The 17,949-nt window shown below is 61.2% G+C and carries 18 protein-coding genes and 1 pseudogene; 5 read left to right on the top strand and 14 right to left on the bottom strand.

The annotated features are described in order from the left end of the window. Positions 1-165: 165 nt before the first annotated feature. Positions 166-507, bottom strand: a complete 342-nt coding sequence (locus tag C9383_RS14285; RefSeq protein ID WP_090371598.1) for a hypothetical protein — start codon at positions 505-507, stop codon at positions 166-168. Between the two features lie 34 nt (positions 508-541). Beyond that, positions 542-1,186, bottom strand: a complete 645-nt coding sequence (locus tag C9383_RS14280; protein WP_060757188.1) for a hypothetical protein — start codon at positions 1,184-1,186, stop codon at positions 542-544. Between the two features lie 144 nt (positions 1,187-1,330). Between C9383_RS14280 and C9383_RS14275 the strand changes: the two genes are divergently transcribed. Beyond that, entirely contained in the window at positions 1,331-1,606 is a 276-nt protein-coding gene (locus tag C9383_RS14275) for a hypothetical protein (RefSeq protein ID WP_060757189.1), read from the top strand. Here C9383_RS14275 and yfcF read toward each other — a convergent pair. Next, positions 1,581-2,207 (bottom strand): glutathione transferase, encoded by a 627-nt coding sequence (gene yfcF, locus C9383_RS14270; protein ID WP_090371600.1) that lies wholly within the window; start codon positions 2,205-2,207, stop codon positions 1,581-1,583. The two genes, C9383_RS14275 and yfcF, sit on opposite strands and share 26 nt — an antisense overlap. 173 nt (positions 2,208-2,380) lie before the next feature. On the opposite strand from yfcF, the gene C9383_RS14265 reads away from it, so the two are divergent. Then, positions 2,381-3,820 (top strand): alpha/beta hydrolase family protein, encoded by a 1,440-nt coding sequence (locus C9383_RS14265; protein ID WP_090371602.1) that lies wholly within the window; start codon positions 2,381-2,383, stop codon positions 3,818-3,820. On the opposite strand, the gene C9383_RS14260 is transcribed toward C9383_RS14265, so the two are convergent. The 11 genes and pseudogenes from C9383_RS14260 to C9383_RS14210 form a co-directional block, all read right to left on the bottom strand. Beyond that, the gene (locus C9383_RS14260) at positions 3,817-4,359 is read right to left on the bottom strand and encodes a DUF924 family protein (RefSeq protein ID WP_411985588.1); all 543 of its coding nucleotides are present in this window, start codon (positions 4,357-4,359) and stop codon (positions 3,817-3,819) included. The genes C9383_RS14265 and C9383_RS14260 overlap by 4 nt on opposite strands. 182 nt (positions 4,360-4,541) lie before the next feature. Continuing rightward, positions 4,542-4,784, bottom strand: a pseudogene (locus tag C9383_RS14255) (LysE family transporter); the annotation flags it as partial. Between the two features lie 348 nt (positions 4,785-5,132). Then, the gene (locus C9383_RS14250; protein ID WP_090371606.1) at positions 5,133-6,452 is read right to left on the bottom strand and encodes an OprD family porin; all 1,320 of its coding nucleotides are present in this window, start codon (positions 6,450-6,452) and stop codon (positions 5,133-5,135) included. Between the two features lie 137 nt (positions 6,453-6,589). Beyond that, positions 6,590-7,423 (bottom strand): phosphodiesterase, encoded by an 834-nt coding sequence (locus tag C9383_RS14245; RefSeq protein ID WP_090372435.1) that lies wholly within the window; start codon positions 7,421-7,423, stop codon positions 6,590-6,592. Between the two features lie 9 nt (positions 7,424-7,432). Beyond that, a complete protein-coding gene (locus C9383_RS14240) occupies positions 7,433-8,464 on the bottom strand; it encodes an ABC transporter ATP-binding protein (protein WP_090371608.1) in 1,032 nt (343 codons plus the stop codon). Continuing rightward, positions 8,461-9,255, bottom strand: a complete 795-nt coding sequence (locus C9383_RS14235) for an ABC transporter permease (RefSeq protein ID WP_090371610.1) — start codon at positions 9,253-9,255, stop codon at positions 8,461-8,463. Before C9383_RS14235 ends, C9383_RS14240 begins: the two co-directional genes overlap by 4 nt. Continuing rightward, complete coding sequence (locus tag C9383_RS14230; protein ID WP_090371612.1) at positions 9,252-10,049, bottom strand: ABC transporter permease; 798 nt, start codon at positions 10,047-10,049, stop codon at positions 9,252-9,254. The genes C9383_RS14235 and C9383_RS14230 overlap by 4 nt, the downstream gene beginning before the upstream one ends. A 15-nt stretch (positions 10,050-10,064) precedes the next feature. Next, positions 10,065-11,069: an ABC transporter substrate-binding protein gene (locus tag C9383_RS14225; RefSeq protein ID WP_090371614.1), complete on the bottom strand. Its 1,005-nt coding sequence runs from the start codon at positions 11,067-11,069 to the stop codon at positions 10,065-10,067. Beyond that, entirely contained in the window at positions 11,053-12,072 is a 1,020-nt protein-coding gene (locus C9383_RS14220) for a LacI family DNA-binding transcriptional regulator (RefSeq protein WP_090371616.1), read from the bottom strand. Before C9383_RS14220 ends, C9383_RS14225 begins: the two co-directional genes overlap by 17 nt. A 318-nt stretch (positions 12,073-12,390) precedes the next feature. After that, positions 12,391-13,227, bottom strand: coding sequence for a LysR family transcriptional regulator (locus C9383_RS14215; RefSeq protein ID WP_090372437.1), 837 nt, complete (start codon positions 13,225-13,227; stop codon positions 12,391-12,393). A 100-nt stretch (positions 13,228-13,327) separates the two neighbouring features. Further along, positions 13,328-14,002: a DUF2268 domain-containing putative Zn-dependent protease gene (locus C9383_RS14210; protein WP_090371618.1), complete on the bottom strand. Its 675-nt coding sequence runs from the start codon at positions 14,000-14,002 to the stop codon at positions 13,328-13,330. 186 nt (positions 14,003-14,188) lie between these two features. On the opposite strand from C9383_RS14210, the gene C9383_RS14205 reads away from it, so the two are divergent. From C9383_RS14205 to C9383_RS14190, 3 genes are all read left to right on the top strand, one after another. Further along, positions 14,189-15,286 carry a carboxynorspermidine decarboxylase gene (locus tag C9383_RS14205; protein WP_090371620.1) on the top strand — a complete coding sequence of 366 codons (1,098 nt, stop codon included), beginning with the start codon at positions 14,189-14,191 and terminating at the stop codon, positions 15,284-15,286. 28 nt (positions 15,287-15,314) lie between these two features. After that, a complete protein-coding gene (locus tag C9383_RS14200; protein WP_060757203.1) occupies positions 15,315-16,559 on the top strand; it encodes a saccharopine dehydrogenase family protein in 1,245 nt (414 codons plus the stop codon). 632 nt (positions 16,560-17,191) lie between these two features. Continuing rightward, positions 17,192-17,692 carry a signal peptidase II gene (locus C9383_RS14190; RefSeq protein ID WP_090371622.1) on the top strand — a complete coding sequence of 167 codons (501 nt, stop codon included), beginning with the start codon at positions 17,192-17,194 and terminating at the stop codon, positions 17,690-17,692. Positions 17,693-17,949 lie beyond the last annotated feature (257 nt).

Genomic DNA, 17,949 nt, shown 5'->3' with positions numbered 1-17,949 from the left:
AGCCAGTCGACGACCAGCTTGATTCGTTGGTTCATAGGGGACTCTTGGTTCCAGGGCATGATCAGTTACCTCCTGATCATGCGTATTAGCCTGTAAACCATGTCCCCGGTTAGAAATGTAAACGATGTCCCCGGTTTGTACCGGGGCAAGCCCGCTCACTACAGGTTACTGGCAGTCTTTGGCTGCCTGTTCCAGCCGGGAGGGCGTGATCGCCGATGCCAGTGGCTTGCGCTCATACAGGAACACTTTGGTGCCGTCCTGGGACTTGTAGGCTTCCAGCACATCATCAGCAGCGAACTTGCTGGTCAGCAGCACCTTGGCGTGGCGCGAGTTCTGCGTCACGGTGGAGGTGATGCCGTGCTTTTCAAGCGTGGGCAATACGCACTGCACGTAGCCTTCAGGTGTCTTGCTGGTTTGCAGGGTCAAGGTCGGAGCATTGGGGGCGGAAACACAACCGGTCAGTCCCAAAGAAGCAAAGGCCAGGGCCGGGGCGAAAAAAGAGCGCATAGAAATTCCTGAAAATAACTGAAAAAAGTTCACATCAACCCGCTCGGACCAACGCCTTGAGCGACACATCAAACTGCCTCAAGGCATCTTGCTGCACATCGCGCTGCTGCTCGATCTGCGCGGCGATCTCGGGCGCCGCCTTGTCATGCACCCACACCGATGACACCTGCTTGTGCACCGAACCTTCGGCCTTGGCGATGTATTGCAAGTCCGCGTCATAGAACCGTGCGGTAAAGCTTGCTTCCACCCAGTCATTGCGCGGGGTCAGCAGTTGGTTATGGGTATCGAGCATCACCACTACGTCCGGGTGCGCCTGCACCAGCTCATCCAGGCTGCTATAGACCGTGACGGACAAAAAAGTGCCCTGCAGCGAACCCAATAGCCAATCGATGGCCAACTCCGGATCGGAGCTGTTGACGAATGCCTCGCGGATACGTCCGTCAAGGGCATCCTTGGCGCCGTTCATGGCCATGGCGTGGTAGCGCTCAAGGTAGCGGAGGTTGTCGCGGGTGTTTTCGCTGTACAACACCCCCACCGACTGCGCGTGCGCCAGGGAGTCTACGCTACCCACGAGTGGCAGCAAATGGCCCGTACGCAGTTCATCGGCACTAACCGGGGTGGTCATGACCACCGAACCCAGCATCAACATCATCAAACCCAGTTGGATTATCGTCCTCATCGCGCATTTCCTTGAGCAGCGTCTCGATGGTGCAATTCTCCCCTTTTCCAGCAAAAACAGAACTTGCGATCCTTGATGGTGACTATCATTTGAACCGATAGTGTTACACCGCCCGCTTTCAATAAAACTTATAAGGACCACGCCATGAAGCCGCACCAGAAAACCTTCGACCGCATTCGCGAAGCCGTATTGCCGGAGTTTCGCGAGCGGGTCGCCGATTACCTGGTCGATTATGAAGCCGTGCTGCAGGACGAAACGGCCGACGCCGACGAGCGCTACGCCAGCGCCCAGCAACTGCGCGGTTACCTGCGTGGCTTGAACACCACCCGCGTGCTGGGCATGGCTGATTGGGAAGACCTCGACCGGCGTGTCGCCCACGAATGGCTGTCGCCGCTTACAGCGCCGGGCGTTGCAGGTTGACCCAGGCCTGCACCGACGGGCGCTGCCACTGACGCTCGGCATACGCCACCAGCTCGGCCGGCACCTCGTCACCGTTGAGGATCAGCCGGTTGAGCATCACCGCCAGGTCCACATCGGCAATCGACCACTCGCCGAACAAGTACGCCGGGTTGCCCGCCAACAACGCCTGCGCCGCACTGAGCAACTTGTGCGCAGCGGCTTGCGCCACGGGCGACAGGGGCGGCATTTTCGCGCCGTAAAACACCACCAGCGTCGAGCGTTCCTGACGAATCGGCAGCAAGTCGCTGCGCAACCACGCCTGGACTTGCCGCGCCCTCGCCCGCTGCCGGGGGTCAGCCGGGTACACCGGCGTCCCGGGGTAGACCTGTTCGAGGTATTCAGTGATCGCCGAGGACTCCGACAGGGCAAAGTCACCGTCCAGCAACGTCGGCACGCGCTGCGTCACCGACAGCTCGGTGTAGTCCTTCGCCTGCTGTTGTGCGGCGTCCAGGTCCAGGGTACGGGTGTCGAACGCCAACCCCTTCTCGTGCAGGCTGACGAATACCGACATCGCATAGGGGCTGGTGAATTGAGCGTCAACGTAGAGGCGTAACGGCTGCATGGCGAGTCTCCTTGGGTGAAATGCCACGCTACGAGATATGCGTTGGTAAAGAAAATGCAGGTTTTTTATGGGGGCATTCCTGGCAGGAATAGCACGGGTAGTGGCAATATTATGGCTATTCGCGATTTCTCGACATTGCTCCCCCTTCGTGGCCTTCAAGGAATGAATAGCACATGAAACAAGCGGTTGTGGTCATCCACGGCATCGGCGAACAGCGCCCGATGGACACCCTGCATGGCTTTGTGGACGCCATGATCCCGGCGAACACGCCCGACGCAAAACCCTTCTACTGGAGCAAGCCGGATCGGTTGTCACGCAATTTCGACCTGCGCGTATTGAAGTCGCCAGGCCGCACGTCCACCGACTTCTACGAATATTATTGGGCCCACAAGATGCAGGGCACCAAGCTTGGCCACCTGCTGAGCTGGTTGTGGGACCTCTTCAAGCGCCCGCGCCGGGATATTCCCGACGCGATCGTGCCGATCTGGCGCACCACGCGTTGGACCGTGCTGGCACTTTTGCTGCTGATCGCCAGCGGCACCCTGGCCACGACCTGGGGCCGCGTCGATCACACCGACAACCCCTTCGCGCTGGTGCCGCTGCTACTGGGCGCCATCGGCCTCGGATTACGCTATTCCGCCCTGTCCTACCTGGGTGATGCGGCGCGATACCTGAGCCCCAACCCGCAGAATGTCGTGGTGCGCGAACAGATCCGCGCCGATGGCGTAGCGCTGTTGCGCGCCCTGCATAACCAGGGTGACTACGACCGGATCATCGTGGTCGGCCACAGCCTGGGCAGCGTGATTGCCTACGACATCGTCGGTTACCTGTGGCACGAGCATCACGATCAACTGAACAAGGTCATCCCCAGCAATCACGAATTGGCCAGACGCTACGCCAACCACGAACCGCTGCAACCGGTGATCAAGCAAGCGCTGCCCGACGCCGGCGCGGCCCTTGATGGCGGCCTGGGCAGCACCCTGAGATTTCGCGAACAACAGGCCGCGGCCTTTATCGAACAACGCAACCTGGGCAACCCCTGGCGTATCACCGACCTGGTCACCGTGGGCAGCCCGATGGCGCATGCCAGCCTGCTGCTGGGCCGCAGCGTCAGCGACTTCCAGCAACGCATGGAGCGTCGTGAAGCCCCGGCCTGCCCGCCCACCAAGGATGACCAAGGCTACGGCTACAGCGCCCGCCAACCGGTCATGCTCGATGGGCAGGCTTTCACCCCGCTCTACCTGCACCATGCCGCCGCGTTTGCGGTGACGCGCTGGACCAACCTCTACTTCCCCGCACCTTACGGCCTGTTTGGCGACATCGTCGGCGGCCCGGTCAAGCCGGTGATGGGCAATGGCGTGCTGGATTTGCCGGTCACTGTGGGTCGCTGCAAAGGCTGGCTCGCACGCTCCTGGCTCAGCCACACCCACTATTGGAGCGAGCGCAGCGGCGCTCAGGGCTACCTCGGCGCATTGACCCAGGATGAACACGCGATCAGCCAAGGCCCCCGTCCTTCGGCCACCGAGGCCCTGCGCTGGGCGATCGACCTCAAGGGTCTGCGGCGATTTCGCTCGACCGAGCCCAAGAACACAGCGACACCTACCGAGGCTTAACCCGCAAAACCACCCGCCTTGAGGAACGCCTGCTCCGGTTCGGTGGTAGCCCTGGCCAGCACCGCGTTGCGATGGGGAAAACGCCCGAACCGTTCGATGATGTTCGCGTGCTCCTTGGCCCAATGAAAGGTACGGGCATCCAGTTGCTGATTCAGCGCCAGCGAGCGCTGCTGATCCGCCGGGTCTTCGGAATGCTCGAACGGCAAATAACAGAACGCACGTAGCTCAGGTTCGATCAGCTTATCCAACCCCGCGTCCACCATGCGCCGGGCATACAGCCGCGCCAGGGGGTCGGTGGCGAACATATGCGCGGTGCCGCGAAAGGCATTGCGTGGGTATTGATCCAGCAGAATCAGCAAGGCCAACGTGCCCTCTGCCGACGCCAGCCAGTCTTCCAGTTCGCGACGGGCAGCCTGCATATGGGTTTCGTAGAAGGTGTCGCGAAAGGCCGCGTCAAACGCAGCGTCCTTGGCGAACCAACGCTTGGGTCCGGCCCGTTTCCAAAATTCAACGACCGCCTCGGCCGGTTGTGCAGGCATGCTCATCACTCTCCCCCTGGGTCAAAGCACGGATTTCATCGCTTGACCCTACCAGCAAAGGAGCGGCGCGATAGTGAGACAAACTCATACTATTTGAGACAAACACAAGTTCTCCTCACGTTGCACTCAGATGCCTGTAAAACGCGAAAAACATGAAATAGGCACAGACCGCCAGGGCCACACTGATAGGCGAGGTACAAGGTGTACACCCCGCCCACCAGGCAAATGTACGGCAATGCCGCGTGGGAAATAATCGCTTCGCCGGTGTAGCCAAACAGCACGAACAACACCAACATCGCGCACCCCACGCCGGCGAAGAACCCGGTAGAGCGACGAAACTGACCGGTGAGCCCGGCGTTGAGGCCCATGAAATTCACCGGGCCAGGGCTGTACATGACGCTGAAGGCGTAGAGGAAGATATCCATGGGGAACCTGCAGTAAAAAGAATGCCTTGAGTCTACTGAGGGCGATTGGCAACACTCTTGTACGTTTGTGGTCGTTGTAGTGAGCGGGCTTGCCGCGCTGGGCGGCGCAGCCGCCCTAACCCCAGGCACCTCGGTCTTCCTGAAACACCGCAGCGATAGGGTTTAGGGCGGCTACGCCGCCCAGCGCGGGGCAAGCCCGCTCACTACAGTCCTGTTTCAGGGGCAGGTGCTATCGCGTGATGAAGCAGTTCCAAATCCAGGCACCTCGGTCTTCCTGAAACACCGCGGCGATAGGGTTTAGGGCGGCTACGCCACCCAGCGCGGGGCAAGCCCGCTCACTACAAGGGTTTACATCAGGGGAATCGAATAGCTCACGAACAAGCGATTCTGATCCTGGTCCCTGGCCACTTCACTGCGTGACATACCGTTACGCCAGCCGAACCCGACGTTCTTGAAGGTGCCGCTCTGCACCACATAATCCAGGGAAATATCACGTTCCCATTCGCTGGCATCCTGGCCGCTGGCGGTCTGGATATGGTCACCCTTCAAGTACATCACCGAAGCCTTCAAGCCCGGTACACCCAAGGCGGCAAAGTCATAGGCGTATTGCGCAAACGCGGTGCGCTCGCCCGCCTGGATGAACGTCTGCACAGTGCGGTCGGTGTAGAGGTACAGACTGGAACCGCCCTCGCCTTTGTTCACCAGGCCACCCTGGTTGAGTTGGGCGAAGTTGCTGTCGTCTGACACCTGCTGGTAACCGGCAGTAATCGCGTGTGGGCCCAGAGAATAGATGAACGCCGCACTCCAGGTGTTGTTGTCGATTTCACCGCTGCCGTTTTTGGTATAGCCGCCGAACTTGTAGCCCTCGGCACGGCCGGCGGCGCTGCTGTTCTTGCCGTCGGACGTGGTCTTGAAGTAGCGCAGATCCGTCTTCAGCGAGCCGTAGTCACCCAGCGGCAACACATGAATCAAGCCGGCGAAGTGCTGTTGGTAATAGTCTTCGAGGTTGGCGTAGTAATACTGGACCATCAGGTCCTTGTTCACTTGGTAGTCGGCACCGGCGTAGTTGAATTTATTGCTTTCCCGGGTACCGCCTGCCGCCGCCAGGCCGCTGCTGTCGCTGGAGCCACGGCCGGTGGTGTGTTGCAGTTGGCCGCCGATGAGGGTCAGGTTGTCGATGTCCTTGCTGGTGATTTGCCCGCCCTCGAAGGACTGCGGCAACAGGCGACCATCGTTACTGACCAGAATCGGCAGGTTTGGGCGCAGGTAGCCGTAACGCGCTTCGGTCTTGGCAAAACGCGCCTTGGCCGTCGCACCGCCACGGGCCCAGTTGTCGGTGGCCTTGCCGTCATCGCTGGGGATCATCGAACTGCCGACGTGGCGCCCGGCGCCACTGTCGAGGGTCACACCGAGCATGCCGACCGCATCCAGGCCAAAGCCGACGGTGCCGTCGGTAAAGCCCGATTGATAGTTGAGGATAAACGCCTGGCCCCACTCTTCGGTCTTCGACGGTGCGGCGGCGCCGTCACGGTTGTCGTTGTTGAAGTAGAAGTTGCGCAGGCCCAGGTTGGCTTTGCTGTCCCCCAGGAAATCAGCCGAGGCCAAGGGGCTCAGGGCCAGGCCGAGGCCGCCGGTCAATACGCTTAATACATTCAAAGTAGCTTTCATCAGGACGAACTCCGGCGCGGAATCCAGGTTCCGGGCGCAAAAAATAAGCAGCAGGTTGCACGCGACCGCACTTGAATGGGCCGGTGCGCTAACGAACGGTCAGAGACTTAGTTGAGCGAGTGAACCTCCGTAAGACCTCAGTCAATCAATCCATGGGCGTCATAAAACGGATACGGTCCCGGGTATTCCCCGAACACGCCGTTGTGGCTGATCAAGCCGTGTTGCGCATCCCAGCGATGCAACAGATAACCCGCCGGCTCGAGGTTGAAATGCGCGGGCGCGGCGTCTTGCAAATCCAGCACGATCTGATGGGACGTGCCGGGGCATACACAACTGAGGCTGCCACCGAAACGCCGTTGCATGGGACGGTGCAAATGCCCGCACAACAGGCGCTCGACTTGCGGATGGCGCGAGACGAGTTGTTCCAGGGCAGCGGCATTGATGAAGGGCTCACGGTCCATATGGCCGATGCCGCTGATAAACGGCGGGTGGTGCAGGATCAGCAAAGTCGGCGCGTGCGGGCGTAACGACAATTGCTCGTCGAGCCATTGCAACTGGCTGTCCAGCAACTGGCCGCCATGGCCGCCGGGAATCGTGGAGTCAAGCCCGATCAAACGCAGCGGATACTCATCCACCACCCAATCCAATGGGCCATCCGCCGACACCGGCAGGTAGGCATGCTCGGGGAATGCATCCAACAGCGCCCCGCGGTTGTCATGATTGCCGGGCACCAGGTAGCACGGCATGAGCAGGCGTGCGAGTTCGGGGCGCAGCACGGCGTATTCATCGGCGCGACCAAAGTCCACCAGGTCGCCGCTGACCACCACGATGTCGGGCCGTGGGTGGCTGGCGTTCAAATGGTCGACGGCACGGCGCAGCGCGCCCAGGGTATCGACTACGCCATAGGTGAGGCGCTGGCCGGCTTTGAGGTGCAGGTCACTGATCTGCGCGACTAGAAACGGACGATTCAACATAAATTCTCAAGCATTCAGGGTGAACAACATGTGCGGCGCGATCGCCAGGGCAATCGGCGCGCCAACGGCATGCAACTGGTTATCCTGGCTGTCGACCAGCAGCGGTTGCGGGCCGCCCACTTCGACGATCAGGCGGCTTTGCGCGCCCTGGAAAAACTGCGCCACCACGTGGCCGTACAAGTGCCCTTCGCCTTCCATCACCCGCAGGTGTTCGGGGCGGCAATACACCGTGCCGGGCTGGTCGGGCGCCTGCCACGGCAGTTCACCGCCACACACTTTCAGGCCGTGCGGCGTTTGCCCGAGCACCGAGAAGGCATTGAGGTTGCCGACAAAACCGGCGACGAAGGCGTTGGCCGGCTTCTGGTAGATGTCGCGGGGGCTGGCCAGCTGGGCGACACGGCCGTGTTCCATCACCAGGATGCGATCGCCCAGAGCCATGGCTTCGCCCTGGTCGTGGGTGACAAACACGCTGGTGATACCGAGGCCACACAGCAGTTCATTCAGCTCACTGCGCAGGCGTTCACGCAGTTGCGCGTCGAGGGCTGCCAACGGCTCATCCAGCAGCAACACCTTCGGGCGTGGCGCCAAGGCACGGGCCAGTGCCACCCGCTGACGCTGGCCGCCGGAGAGTTCGTGGATGCTGCGTTTGCCGTGGTGCTGCAAGCCCACCAGTTCCAGCAACTCTTCACAGCGCTTATTGCGCTCGGGCGCCGACAGGCCGCGAATCTTCAGGCCATAGACAATGTTCCCGGCCACATCCAGGTTGGGAAACAGCGCATAGTTCTGGAACACCATGCCCACGTCGCGACGCTCGATGGGCAGGCGGGTGACATCCTGATCGCCGAAAAACACCTGGCCCACATCCGGACGCTCAAGCCCCGCGATCAGGCGCAGCGTGGTGGTTTTGCCGCATCCGGAAGGCCCGAGAATCGCCAGGGTTTCACCGCCCTCGACGGTCAGGTTCAAGTCATGCACGGCCACGGTGCCGTCGGCGAACGCCTTGCGACAGCCTTTCAGATCAAGGGTGATAGCGGTCATCGACGCTCTCCACGGGACAAACGAGCACTGATGGCCTGCAACGCAATCAACAGCGGCACGATCATCAGCAAAAAGATAAGGGTGTAGGCACTGGCTATTTCCAGACGCGCCGAGGCGTAGCTGTCGGCCAGGCCAACGGGCAAGGTCTTGGTCATCGGTGTGTGGAGCATCCAGGTCAGGTTGAACTCACCCAGGGACAGGGTGACCACCATCAGCACACCCGCGAGGATCCCTGCCCGGCAATTGGGCACCACCACGCTGAAGAAACGCTTGAGCGGCCCCGCGCCAAGGCTTGCCGCGGCCTCCTCCAGTACCGGCAGTTGCTGGCGCTGCATCACCGCCATCACCGGGCGGACCAGGAACGGCAAGGTGAACAGCACGTGGCCGACCAGGATGAACAACGAGCTGCTGCGAAAGCTGCCGAACTGGCCGTAGGTCAACAGCAACGCCAACGCACTGGCCAACCCCGGCATCGCCACCGGCAGCACCATCAATTCTTCGAAGGCGCGGCTGAAGCGGTTGTTCATGCGCACCAGGGCATAGGCCGCAGGTACGCCAATCACGCAGACAACGACCGCGCAGGCCAGGGCCAGTTGCAGCGACAACCACACCGTGGGCGAATAGGCCTGCCACACCTGAAGCAGCCAATCGAAGGTCAAACCGCTGGACAAGCCCACGAAGAAGTTGCGCGTCAGCCCGGCCAGCAACGACATCAGCACCGGCACCAACATGAAGGCGCATACCAGCAGGGTGAACAGCAATTGAATGACAAACAGCGATGAACGCTTCACAGCACAGTCCCCGAGTTCTTCACCAGGCGTCGCGTGAGCAACAACACCGCCCAGGTCACCGCGCCGAGCACCACCGACAGCGCAGCGGCGACGGCAAAGTTGGCGTAGTTGGTGAATACGTTGTAGATCGCCACCGGGGTGACATTCAGTCGTGTGCCCAAGGTAAAGGCCGTACCGAAGGCCCCCATGGACGTGGCAAAACAGATCGCCCCGCAGGACGCCAACGCGGGCACCAGGCCCGGCACGATCACATCGCACACCACGCGCCAGTGCCCGGCGCCCAGCGAGTGGGCCGCTTCTTCCAGGCTGCGGTCGAGGCTCTCGCACGCCGCCATCACCGTGAGGATCACCCGTGGGATCGAGAAGTACAGGTAACCCACGAACAGCCCCGCCAGCGAGTAGGCAAAGATCCAACGCTCACCGGCCAGTTGCAGGCTCAGTGCGGCGAACAGTCCTTGACGCCCGGCCAACAGGATCACCAGGAACCCCACGACCACGCCGGGAAATGCCAACGGAAAGGTGAGCAATGCGACCAGCGCCGAACGCCCGAAGAATTGCTGGCGAGCGAGGAATACGCCGCTGATGCCGCCGATCACCAGCGCGACCGCTGTCACCACTACGGCCAGGACCAGGGTTTGCCCGAGGCTGCCCAGATACTGCGCGCTGCTGAGCACCTGCCAGTAACCACTGCCCTGGCCGTCACGGCTCTCGGCGCCGAGCAGCATCAGATGCGCCAGCGGTAATAGCCAGAACGCGAGCAGTAGCGCGAGGGCCGGCGCGAGCGGCCAGGTCATGCGTTTTGCTGCCACTTACTTGACCTCGTTCAAATAACGGGCGGCGAAAGCTTCCTGCACGGCGGCCATTTTTGCGTAGTCCACCACCCCGGCGCGGGCGTAGTCGCTGTCGGGCAGGAACTGCGCGGCAACATCGGCGGGCATTTTCATCGCCCGTACCGGGCGCAGGTAAGCCTTGGCCCAGAGTGCCTGGCCTTGGTCCGACAGCACGAAATCGAGGACCTTCTCGGCATTGGCACGGTGCGGCGCGTTGGCGACCAGGCTCATGACATACGGCACGCTGATGCTGCCTTCCTGGGGGATCACGAAGGCGACATTGGCCTTGTCCTTGTAACGCGCGCGGTAGGCGTTGAAGTCGTAGTCCACCAGGATCGGCAACTCGCCGGACAACACCCGTGCATACGCAGTTTGCTTGGGCACGATGGGGGCGTTTTTCGCCAGTTTCTGGAAGTAGTCGATCGCAGGGGCGAAGTTGTCCAGGTCGCCGCCCATGGCGCGGTTGATCGCGACCGCCGACACGTAGCCGACGAAAGCGCTGGACGGGTCAAGGTAACCGACCATGCCTTTGTATTGCGGCTTGAGCAGGTCGGCCCAGCTTTGCGGGACCGGCAGGCCACCGAGTGCATCAACGTTGACCATGATGCCCAAGGTGCCGGAGTGGATCGCGAACCAGTGACCGGCCGGGTCCTTCATGCCTGCTGGGATTTGTTCCCAGGCCTTGGGTTTGTAGGCGTCGACCACTGCAGCTTTTTGCGCCTGCAGGCCGAACGTCACGCCGTAGTAGACGACGTCCGCTACCGGTGCGGCTTTTTCAGCCACCAGTTGCGCCAGCGACTGCCCGGAATTCTTGTTGTCCAGCGGCACGTGCACCCCCGTGCTGTCGGCGATGGCCTGCAGCTGCGTGCCCCAATCGGCCCAGTCCGGCGGGCAGTTGTAGCAAATCGCGGTCTCGGCGGCCTGGGCCAGGCTGGCGGTGCCGAACAGCAGCACGGCGGCCAGGGTTTTACGCAGTGTGCGCATTAGGAGTCTCCTGATGGGGTTGAGTACTTTCGCCCGGCCGGATATGGCAAGGCAGGCAATGGGACGTCGGGGCAAGACCTGCGATCTGCGCCAACAATTGGTCAATCACGGTGCTGGCGAGCAGCGCGATGGGCTGCACCACGCTGCACAGGGTGGGGTGCATCTGGGTGCCGAGGGCAATCCCGTCAAAGCCCATCACCGACAACTGTTCGGGCACGTTCCAGGCGTTGCGGCGCAGCTCGGCGATCAGGCTGATGGCCAGGAAGTCGTTGGAACACACCAGTGCGCTGGGCGCCTGCGCGCCTTGCAGAAACGGCGCGATGACCGCGTATTCGGCCTGGGTGTGGGCGGGCATTTCGATGACCGGACGGATGCGCAGGCCGTATTCCTGCATCGCGTCGCAATAACCGGCGTAACGCAAGCGAGCACGGTCAGACTGCAACGCGGGACCGGCGACCATGCTGATGCGTCGGTGGCCCGCCTCAAGCAAATAGCGGGTGGCCAGCGCCATGCCCGCGCGGTTGTCCACCGACACAGCGCTGTAATCGGGATTGCCCGGTTGGTGATACGCCAGCACAAACGGGGTTTTCTCGGTATTCAGGCTACTGAGCACCGCATTGCTTTCGGCATCGGTGACGGTCAGCACCAAGCCGTCGACCCGTTGGCGCAACAGCTCTTCCACCACACTGCTTTCGCGCTCGCTGCTGTAGTCGGTGGTCGCCAACAGCAGGCTGTAACCGCGTAGCCGTGCCGCACGCTCCATGGCCTGGAACTGTTCGGCGAACACCGGGTTGAGCAAGTTGGGCACCACCACGCCGATCAACCGGGTGGTTTGCAGGCGCAGTTGGCGGCCCAGCAGATTGGGACGGAACCCCAGCTCACGGGCCGCGGCGAACACCTGTTCACGGGTGGCCGGTCGCACCTGGTCGGGGGAAGCAAAAGTGCGCGCGGCGGTGGCGCGTGATACGCCAGCCAGCCTTGCTACGTCTTTCAAGTCAGTCATTGTCGCTCGCTTGAGATCGATCTCATTGGCGAGGACAGTAGCGGCGCAATGTGGCAGGACGGTGCCAGGAAGATGAAGCTTTTATGGCGATGGGGGTGCAGCGCGCCCTGCAACCCATCGTTTTACTTATCATTGAAATAGCGCGACGCGGCTGTTTCAGCTACTCGGCGATTTTCATACTCGTACTTCCTCCCCCGTAAGGAAATACGTGATGTCACCGATGAGCATGCTACTGGCCCACTTCGCCGCACTCGCTGCCACCCTGCTTGGCATCGGCAGCCTTACCTGGCTGATCGCCTCGCTCGGGCGCCTGTGGCTTTAAGCCGGAATGTCGGCACTCAACGCCTGGATCAGCGCCTGCGCCTGAGCATCGCGCTGTGCGGTATACAGCACCACCTCACGTGCGGGCAGCGGTGGCAGATCAAAGCGCTGCTGCGCATCCACGCATCCCTTCGGCGCCATGCGCTCCACCATCACCCCTACCCCGATTCCAGCGACCACCGCAGCACCGATAGCAAGAATTCCGCTGCCGACGAATGCCTCCTCCCAGGCGCGGTTGCACAGTTGCAGCGCGCTCAGGGCCATACTGCGCATCCCGCAGGGCTCGGGCTGGATAGCCAATGGCAACGCATCACCCCGGCGCAGCGTGAAGCCTTCGGCGGCCATCCAACCGAAATGCTCGACCCCCACCACTTCTCCGTCCTGGCGCCGATTGTCATGGCGCAGGATCATTGCCACATCCAATTTGCCCTGCTCATAGTTCACCAGCATGTCACGCGAGGTGCCCAGGCTGAATGCAACCACCACCTCAGGATCGACGCTGGCCAGGCGGCGCAACCAGACACTGAGGTCGGCGCCCACGATGTGATGGCTGACCCCCACGCGCAAGGTGCGCTTCTGCCGCCCAAAGCACTTCAATGTGTTCTGGTAGTGATCGAGCAATTGCCGGGCATTGGCCACGAACATCTGGCCATGGGCAGACAACGTAACCTTGCGCGGCGTGCGCTCCAGCAACTTATGGCCGAGGCTTTCTTCCAGGCGCTTGATTTTCAGGCTGATGGCCGCCTGGGTGCCGCCAATCACATCGGCGGCACGGGTAAAGCTCTGGAGTTCGGCAACCAGGACAAACGCCTGGATAGCTTCTATGTCGGGCATTTTCATAAAGACGTGGGCGCAGGCTGATTCAGAGGAGCAGACGTTAGCACGGCGGGGAGCTTGGGTTGAGCCCTTCGGTTTGTTCAGCGAACGCAGGTATTCAGGTTGAGGCGTTGTGCAGCAGTCCTTCATCAATCGCTATGGCGATAATGTCTTTTGCGGGCACCTCGACCCAGGCGGCCGCGTCAGGCGCTCCCGTTGTCGCCAACCATCGCCCGACCATCTGATGACCCAACGCGTATCCCAGCCATCTGGGCTTGTCTCCCGTGCCGAAAAACCACGCGTTGTGATCGTAGTAAGTCGCTTCAAGCTCACTCAGGCTCACCGGCGCAGCTTGCAGTGCTTCGAGGCCATGCGCGCACTCCCAAGGCTCCGGCTCGCTACCCAGTACATGCTGCACAAACTGCCCGGCCAGCCCTTCGCTGACCAGTGCTTCACCCAGCGTCCAGCCGTAACCCGGCCCCGCCATGCGCAGGCAATGATGCACCTCGTGAACGATATGCCGACGCACGGCCCCGCCTTTGAGGCTGGCGGCAAAATTCGGATTGTCGGGATCCAGGGTCATGGAGAACATCGTGCTGCGGTAGGCTCGCCCGACCAGGCCGAGTTCAGCGATGGTTTCGCCGGGCAATCGCTGGACCAGCACATCCAGTCGCGGCGGCGGCATACGGCGGGCAATCGCACGGTAGGCCAGCTCGAACTCCTCCTCCAACACCTGATGAAACTCTGCCAGGGAGCCAGACGCCTCCAGCCAGTGCAACGTCCACGCATCCATCATGACCTCCCGTCGACAACTCCAGGGCCACGCGCCCAGGCGGACCATCATAGCGATAGAAAGTCACACAAGCTGCGTAACTTGCAAACACGCGCGGTGAATTCCGCTCGCTAACCTTTCGATCTGATCCAAGTGCGGGCACAATGCGTGTCCTTTTTTGGCAGGCACCGCCGCAGGCTCTCAAAAATGATCAAAACGCCGTACTACCTCATCGATAAACAGAAACTTCTGGTCAACATGCAGAAGATTGCTTACGTGCGCGAGCAGTCCGGCGCCAAGGCGTTGCTGGCCCTCAAGTGCTTCGCCACCTGGTCGGTATTCGACCTGATGCAGCAATACATGGACGGCACCACCTCGTCGTCGCTGTATGAGTTGAAGCTCGGTCGCCAGAAGTTCGAAGGCGAGGCGCACGCCTACAGCGTGGCCTGGGCCGACGATGAAATCGAAGAGATGCTGGATAACTGCGACAAGATCATCTTCAACTCCATCAGCCAACTGCAGCGTTTTGCCGAGCGCAGCGAAGGCAAGACCCGCGGCCTGCGCGTCAACCCGCAAGTGAGCAGCTCCGACTACCTGCTGGCCGACCCGGCGCGTCCGTTCAGCCGCCTCGGCGAGTGGGACCCGGTGAAGATCGAAGGCGTGATCGAGCAGATCAGCGGCTTCATGTTCCACAACAACTGCGAGAACGGCGACTTCAGCCTGTTCGACAAGATGCTGGGCACCATCGAAGAACGCTTCGGTGAGCTGCTGCACAAGGTCCAGTGGGTCAGCCTCGGCGGCGGCATCCACTTTACCGGTGAAGGCTATGCGCTGGACGCATTCTGCGCGCGCTTGAAAGCCTTCTCCGAAAAATACGGCGTGCAGGTGTACCTGGAACCCGGCGAAGCGGCGATCACCAACAGCGCCTCCCTGGAAGTGACCGTGCTCGACACCCTCTACAACGGCAAGCACCTCGCCGTGGTAGACAGCTCCATCGAAGCCCACCTGCTGGACCTGCTGATCTACCGCCTCAACGCCAAGCTGGCGCCGAGCGAGGGTGACCACACCTACATGGTGTGCGGCAAATCCTGCCTGGCCGGTGACATCTTCGGCGAGTATCAATTTGATCGTCCGCTGGCCATCGGCGATCGGCTGTCGTTCATCGACACCGCAGGCTACACCATGGTCAAGAAAAACTGGTTCAACGGCCTGAAAATGCCGTCCATCGTAGTGAAACAACTCGACGGTACCGTCGAAGTGGTTCGTGAATTTGGTTACGACGACTACCTGTCCAGCCTTTCGTAAGCTGGCGGATAAAGGAGAGATAAAGCAATTGAAAAAGAACGTTCTTATCATTGGTGCAGGAGGTGTCGCCAAGGTGGTGGCCCACAAGTGCGCGCAGCACAACGACGAACTCGGTCGTATTGCTATCGCGTCGCGCAACATCTCCAAATGCCAGGCCATCATCGACAGCGTCAAGGCCAAGGGTAGCCTCAAGGTTCCCGCCGACATCCAAGCCTTCGCGCTGAACGCCCTGGACGTGGAAGCGACCAAGGCCCTGATCCGCGAGACCCAATCGCAGATCGTCATCAACGTAGGTTCCGCGTTCCTCAACATGTCGGTGCTGCGCGCCTGCATCGATACGGGCGTTGCCTACCTCGACACCGCCATCCACGAAGAGCCGGGCAAGGTCTGCGAGACCCCGCCGTGGTACGGCAACTACGAATGGAACCACCTGGAAGAGTGCAAACAGAAGAACATCACGGCCATCCTTGGCGTGGGCTTCGACCCGGGTGTCGTCAACGCGTATGCCGCGCTGGCGCAGCAACAGCATTTTGACCGCATTGATTCGATCGACATTCTCGACGTCAATGCCGGCTCCCATGGCAAATACTTCGCCACCAATTTTGATCCGGAAATCAACTTCCGTGAGTTCACCGGACAGGTGTGGAGCTGGCAGAACAGCCAGTGGACCAGCAACACCATGTTCGAAGTCAAGCGCACTGACGACCTGCCCGTCGTCGGCTCGCAGAACCTGTACCTGACCGGCCACGATGAAGTGCACTCGCTGTCGAAAAACCTCGACGTGCCCAATGTGCGTTTCTGGATGAGCTTCGGCGAGCACTACATCAACGTGTTCACCGTACTGAAAAACCTCGGCCTGCTTTCGGAAAAGCCGGTCACCACCGCCGAAGGCGTGGAAGTGGTGCCATTGAAAGTGGTCAAGGCCGTGCTGCCCGACCCGTCGTCGCTCGCTCCGGGCTACACCGGCAAGACCTGCATCGGTGACCTGGTCAAAGGCACCAAGGATGGCCAGCCCCACGAGATGTTCATCTACAACGTGGCGTGCCATGAAGAAGCCTTTGCCGAGACGGACAGCCAGGGCATCTCCTACACCGCAGGCGTGCCACCGGTAGCCGCCGCGCTGCTGGTTGCCCGTGGCGAGTGGGATGTGAAGCACATGGTCAACGTCGAGGAACTGCCGGCTGAGCCGTTCTTGAAGGCGCTGGACGTGATGGGGTTGCCGACCCGAATCAAGGATGAGCACGGTGATCGTGCGTGGGATGCGATTGCTTGATAGCGATTGCTGACTGAACAAAAAATGCGCCCTCAGGGGCGCATTTTTTTGGGTGGAGCCCCCATCACGCTGAGATGATCGTTCCCACGCTCTGCGTGGGAATGCCGCCTGGGACGCTCCGCGTCCCATCAGTTAGTGCGAGGTTCGAATCACGCGCAGTGGTGACGCGGAGCGTCACGGGATGCGTTCCCACGCGGAGCGTGGGGACGATCTTGGCCGACAGGCGCTTTACGCAGTCACGCACGATCGTTCCCACGCTCTGCGTGGGAATGCCGCCTGGGACGCTCCGCGTCCCATCGGTTAGTACGAGGTTTAAATCACGCGCAATGGTGACGCAGAGCGTCACGGGATGCATTCCCACGCAGAGCGTGGGAACGAGCTCAACAACTCAAAACACCTACCATGATCGTTCCCACGCTCTGCGTGGGAATGCCGCCTGGGACGCTCCGCGTCCCGTCGGTTAGTACGAGGTTCGAATCACGCGCAATGGTGACGCAGAGCGTCACGGGATGCGTTCCCACGCAGAGCGTGGGGACGATCTCACTCACCTAGCGGCGTGAGCGTAGACGGCACCAGGCGCCTGAGCTATCTTCGGGCGCCCTCCCGACAGACCCGGAACAGGAAGTTACCGCTTGAGCACATCGTCCCTACTGCGAGGCCGCACCTTCGCCCTCCTCGCCGGCATCACCTTTATTGCCGTGGACCAGTTGGTGAAACTGTTGGCTTTGGTTTCACTACAAGCCAACAGTTTCAAAATCGGCTCCACCCCGTTCAACCTTGCGTTGGAGCTGAGCCTGAATCCCGGCGCATTCCTGAGCCTGGGCGCGGCCCTCCCCCCTCAGGTCAAACAACTGGTTTTTATCGTGGGGGTTGCCGTCGTGGTGGCCTGGGCGATGGGGTGGTCGCTGTCCAACTGGAGCCAACCCCTGCGTAAAGTCTTGCCGCTTTATGCCATTGCCCTCGGTGGTATCGCCAACTTGATCGACCGTGTCTTTCGCGACGGTCATGTCGTTGACTACCTGGTGTTGAACGTGGGGCCGACGCATACCGGGGTGTTCAATATCGCAGATATTGCGATTACCGCCGGGGCGCTGTTCTTGATGGTGGATCTGTTTGTAAAACGTAAGGCCTGAGGTAACAGCTCGTTCCCACGCTCTGCGTGGGAATGCCGCCTGGGACGCTCCGCGTCCCGTCGGTTAGTACGAGGTTGAATCACGCGCAGTGGTGACGCAGAGCGTCACGGGATGCGTTCCCACGCGGAGCGTGGGGACGATCTTGGCCGACAGGCGCCTTACGCGGTTACGCATGATCGTTCCCACGCTCTGCGTGGGAATGCCGCCTGGGACGCTCCGCGTCCCGTCGGTTAGTACGAGGTTCGAATCACGCGCAA

The sequence above is a fragment of the Pseudomonas palleroniana genome (genome assembly GCF_003031675.1).
Classification (GTDB): domain Bacteria; phylum Pseudomonadota; class Gammaproteobacteria; order Pseudomonadales; family Pseudomonadaceae; genus Aquipseudomonas; species Aquipseudomonas palleroniana.
Note: the sequence above shows the minus strand (reverse complement) of the source record. Positions and strands in the feature narration are given on the sequence as shown.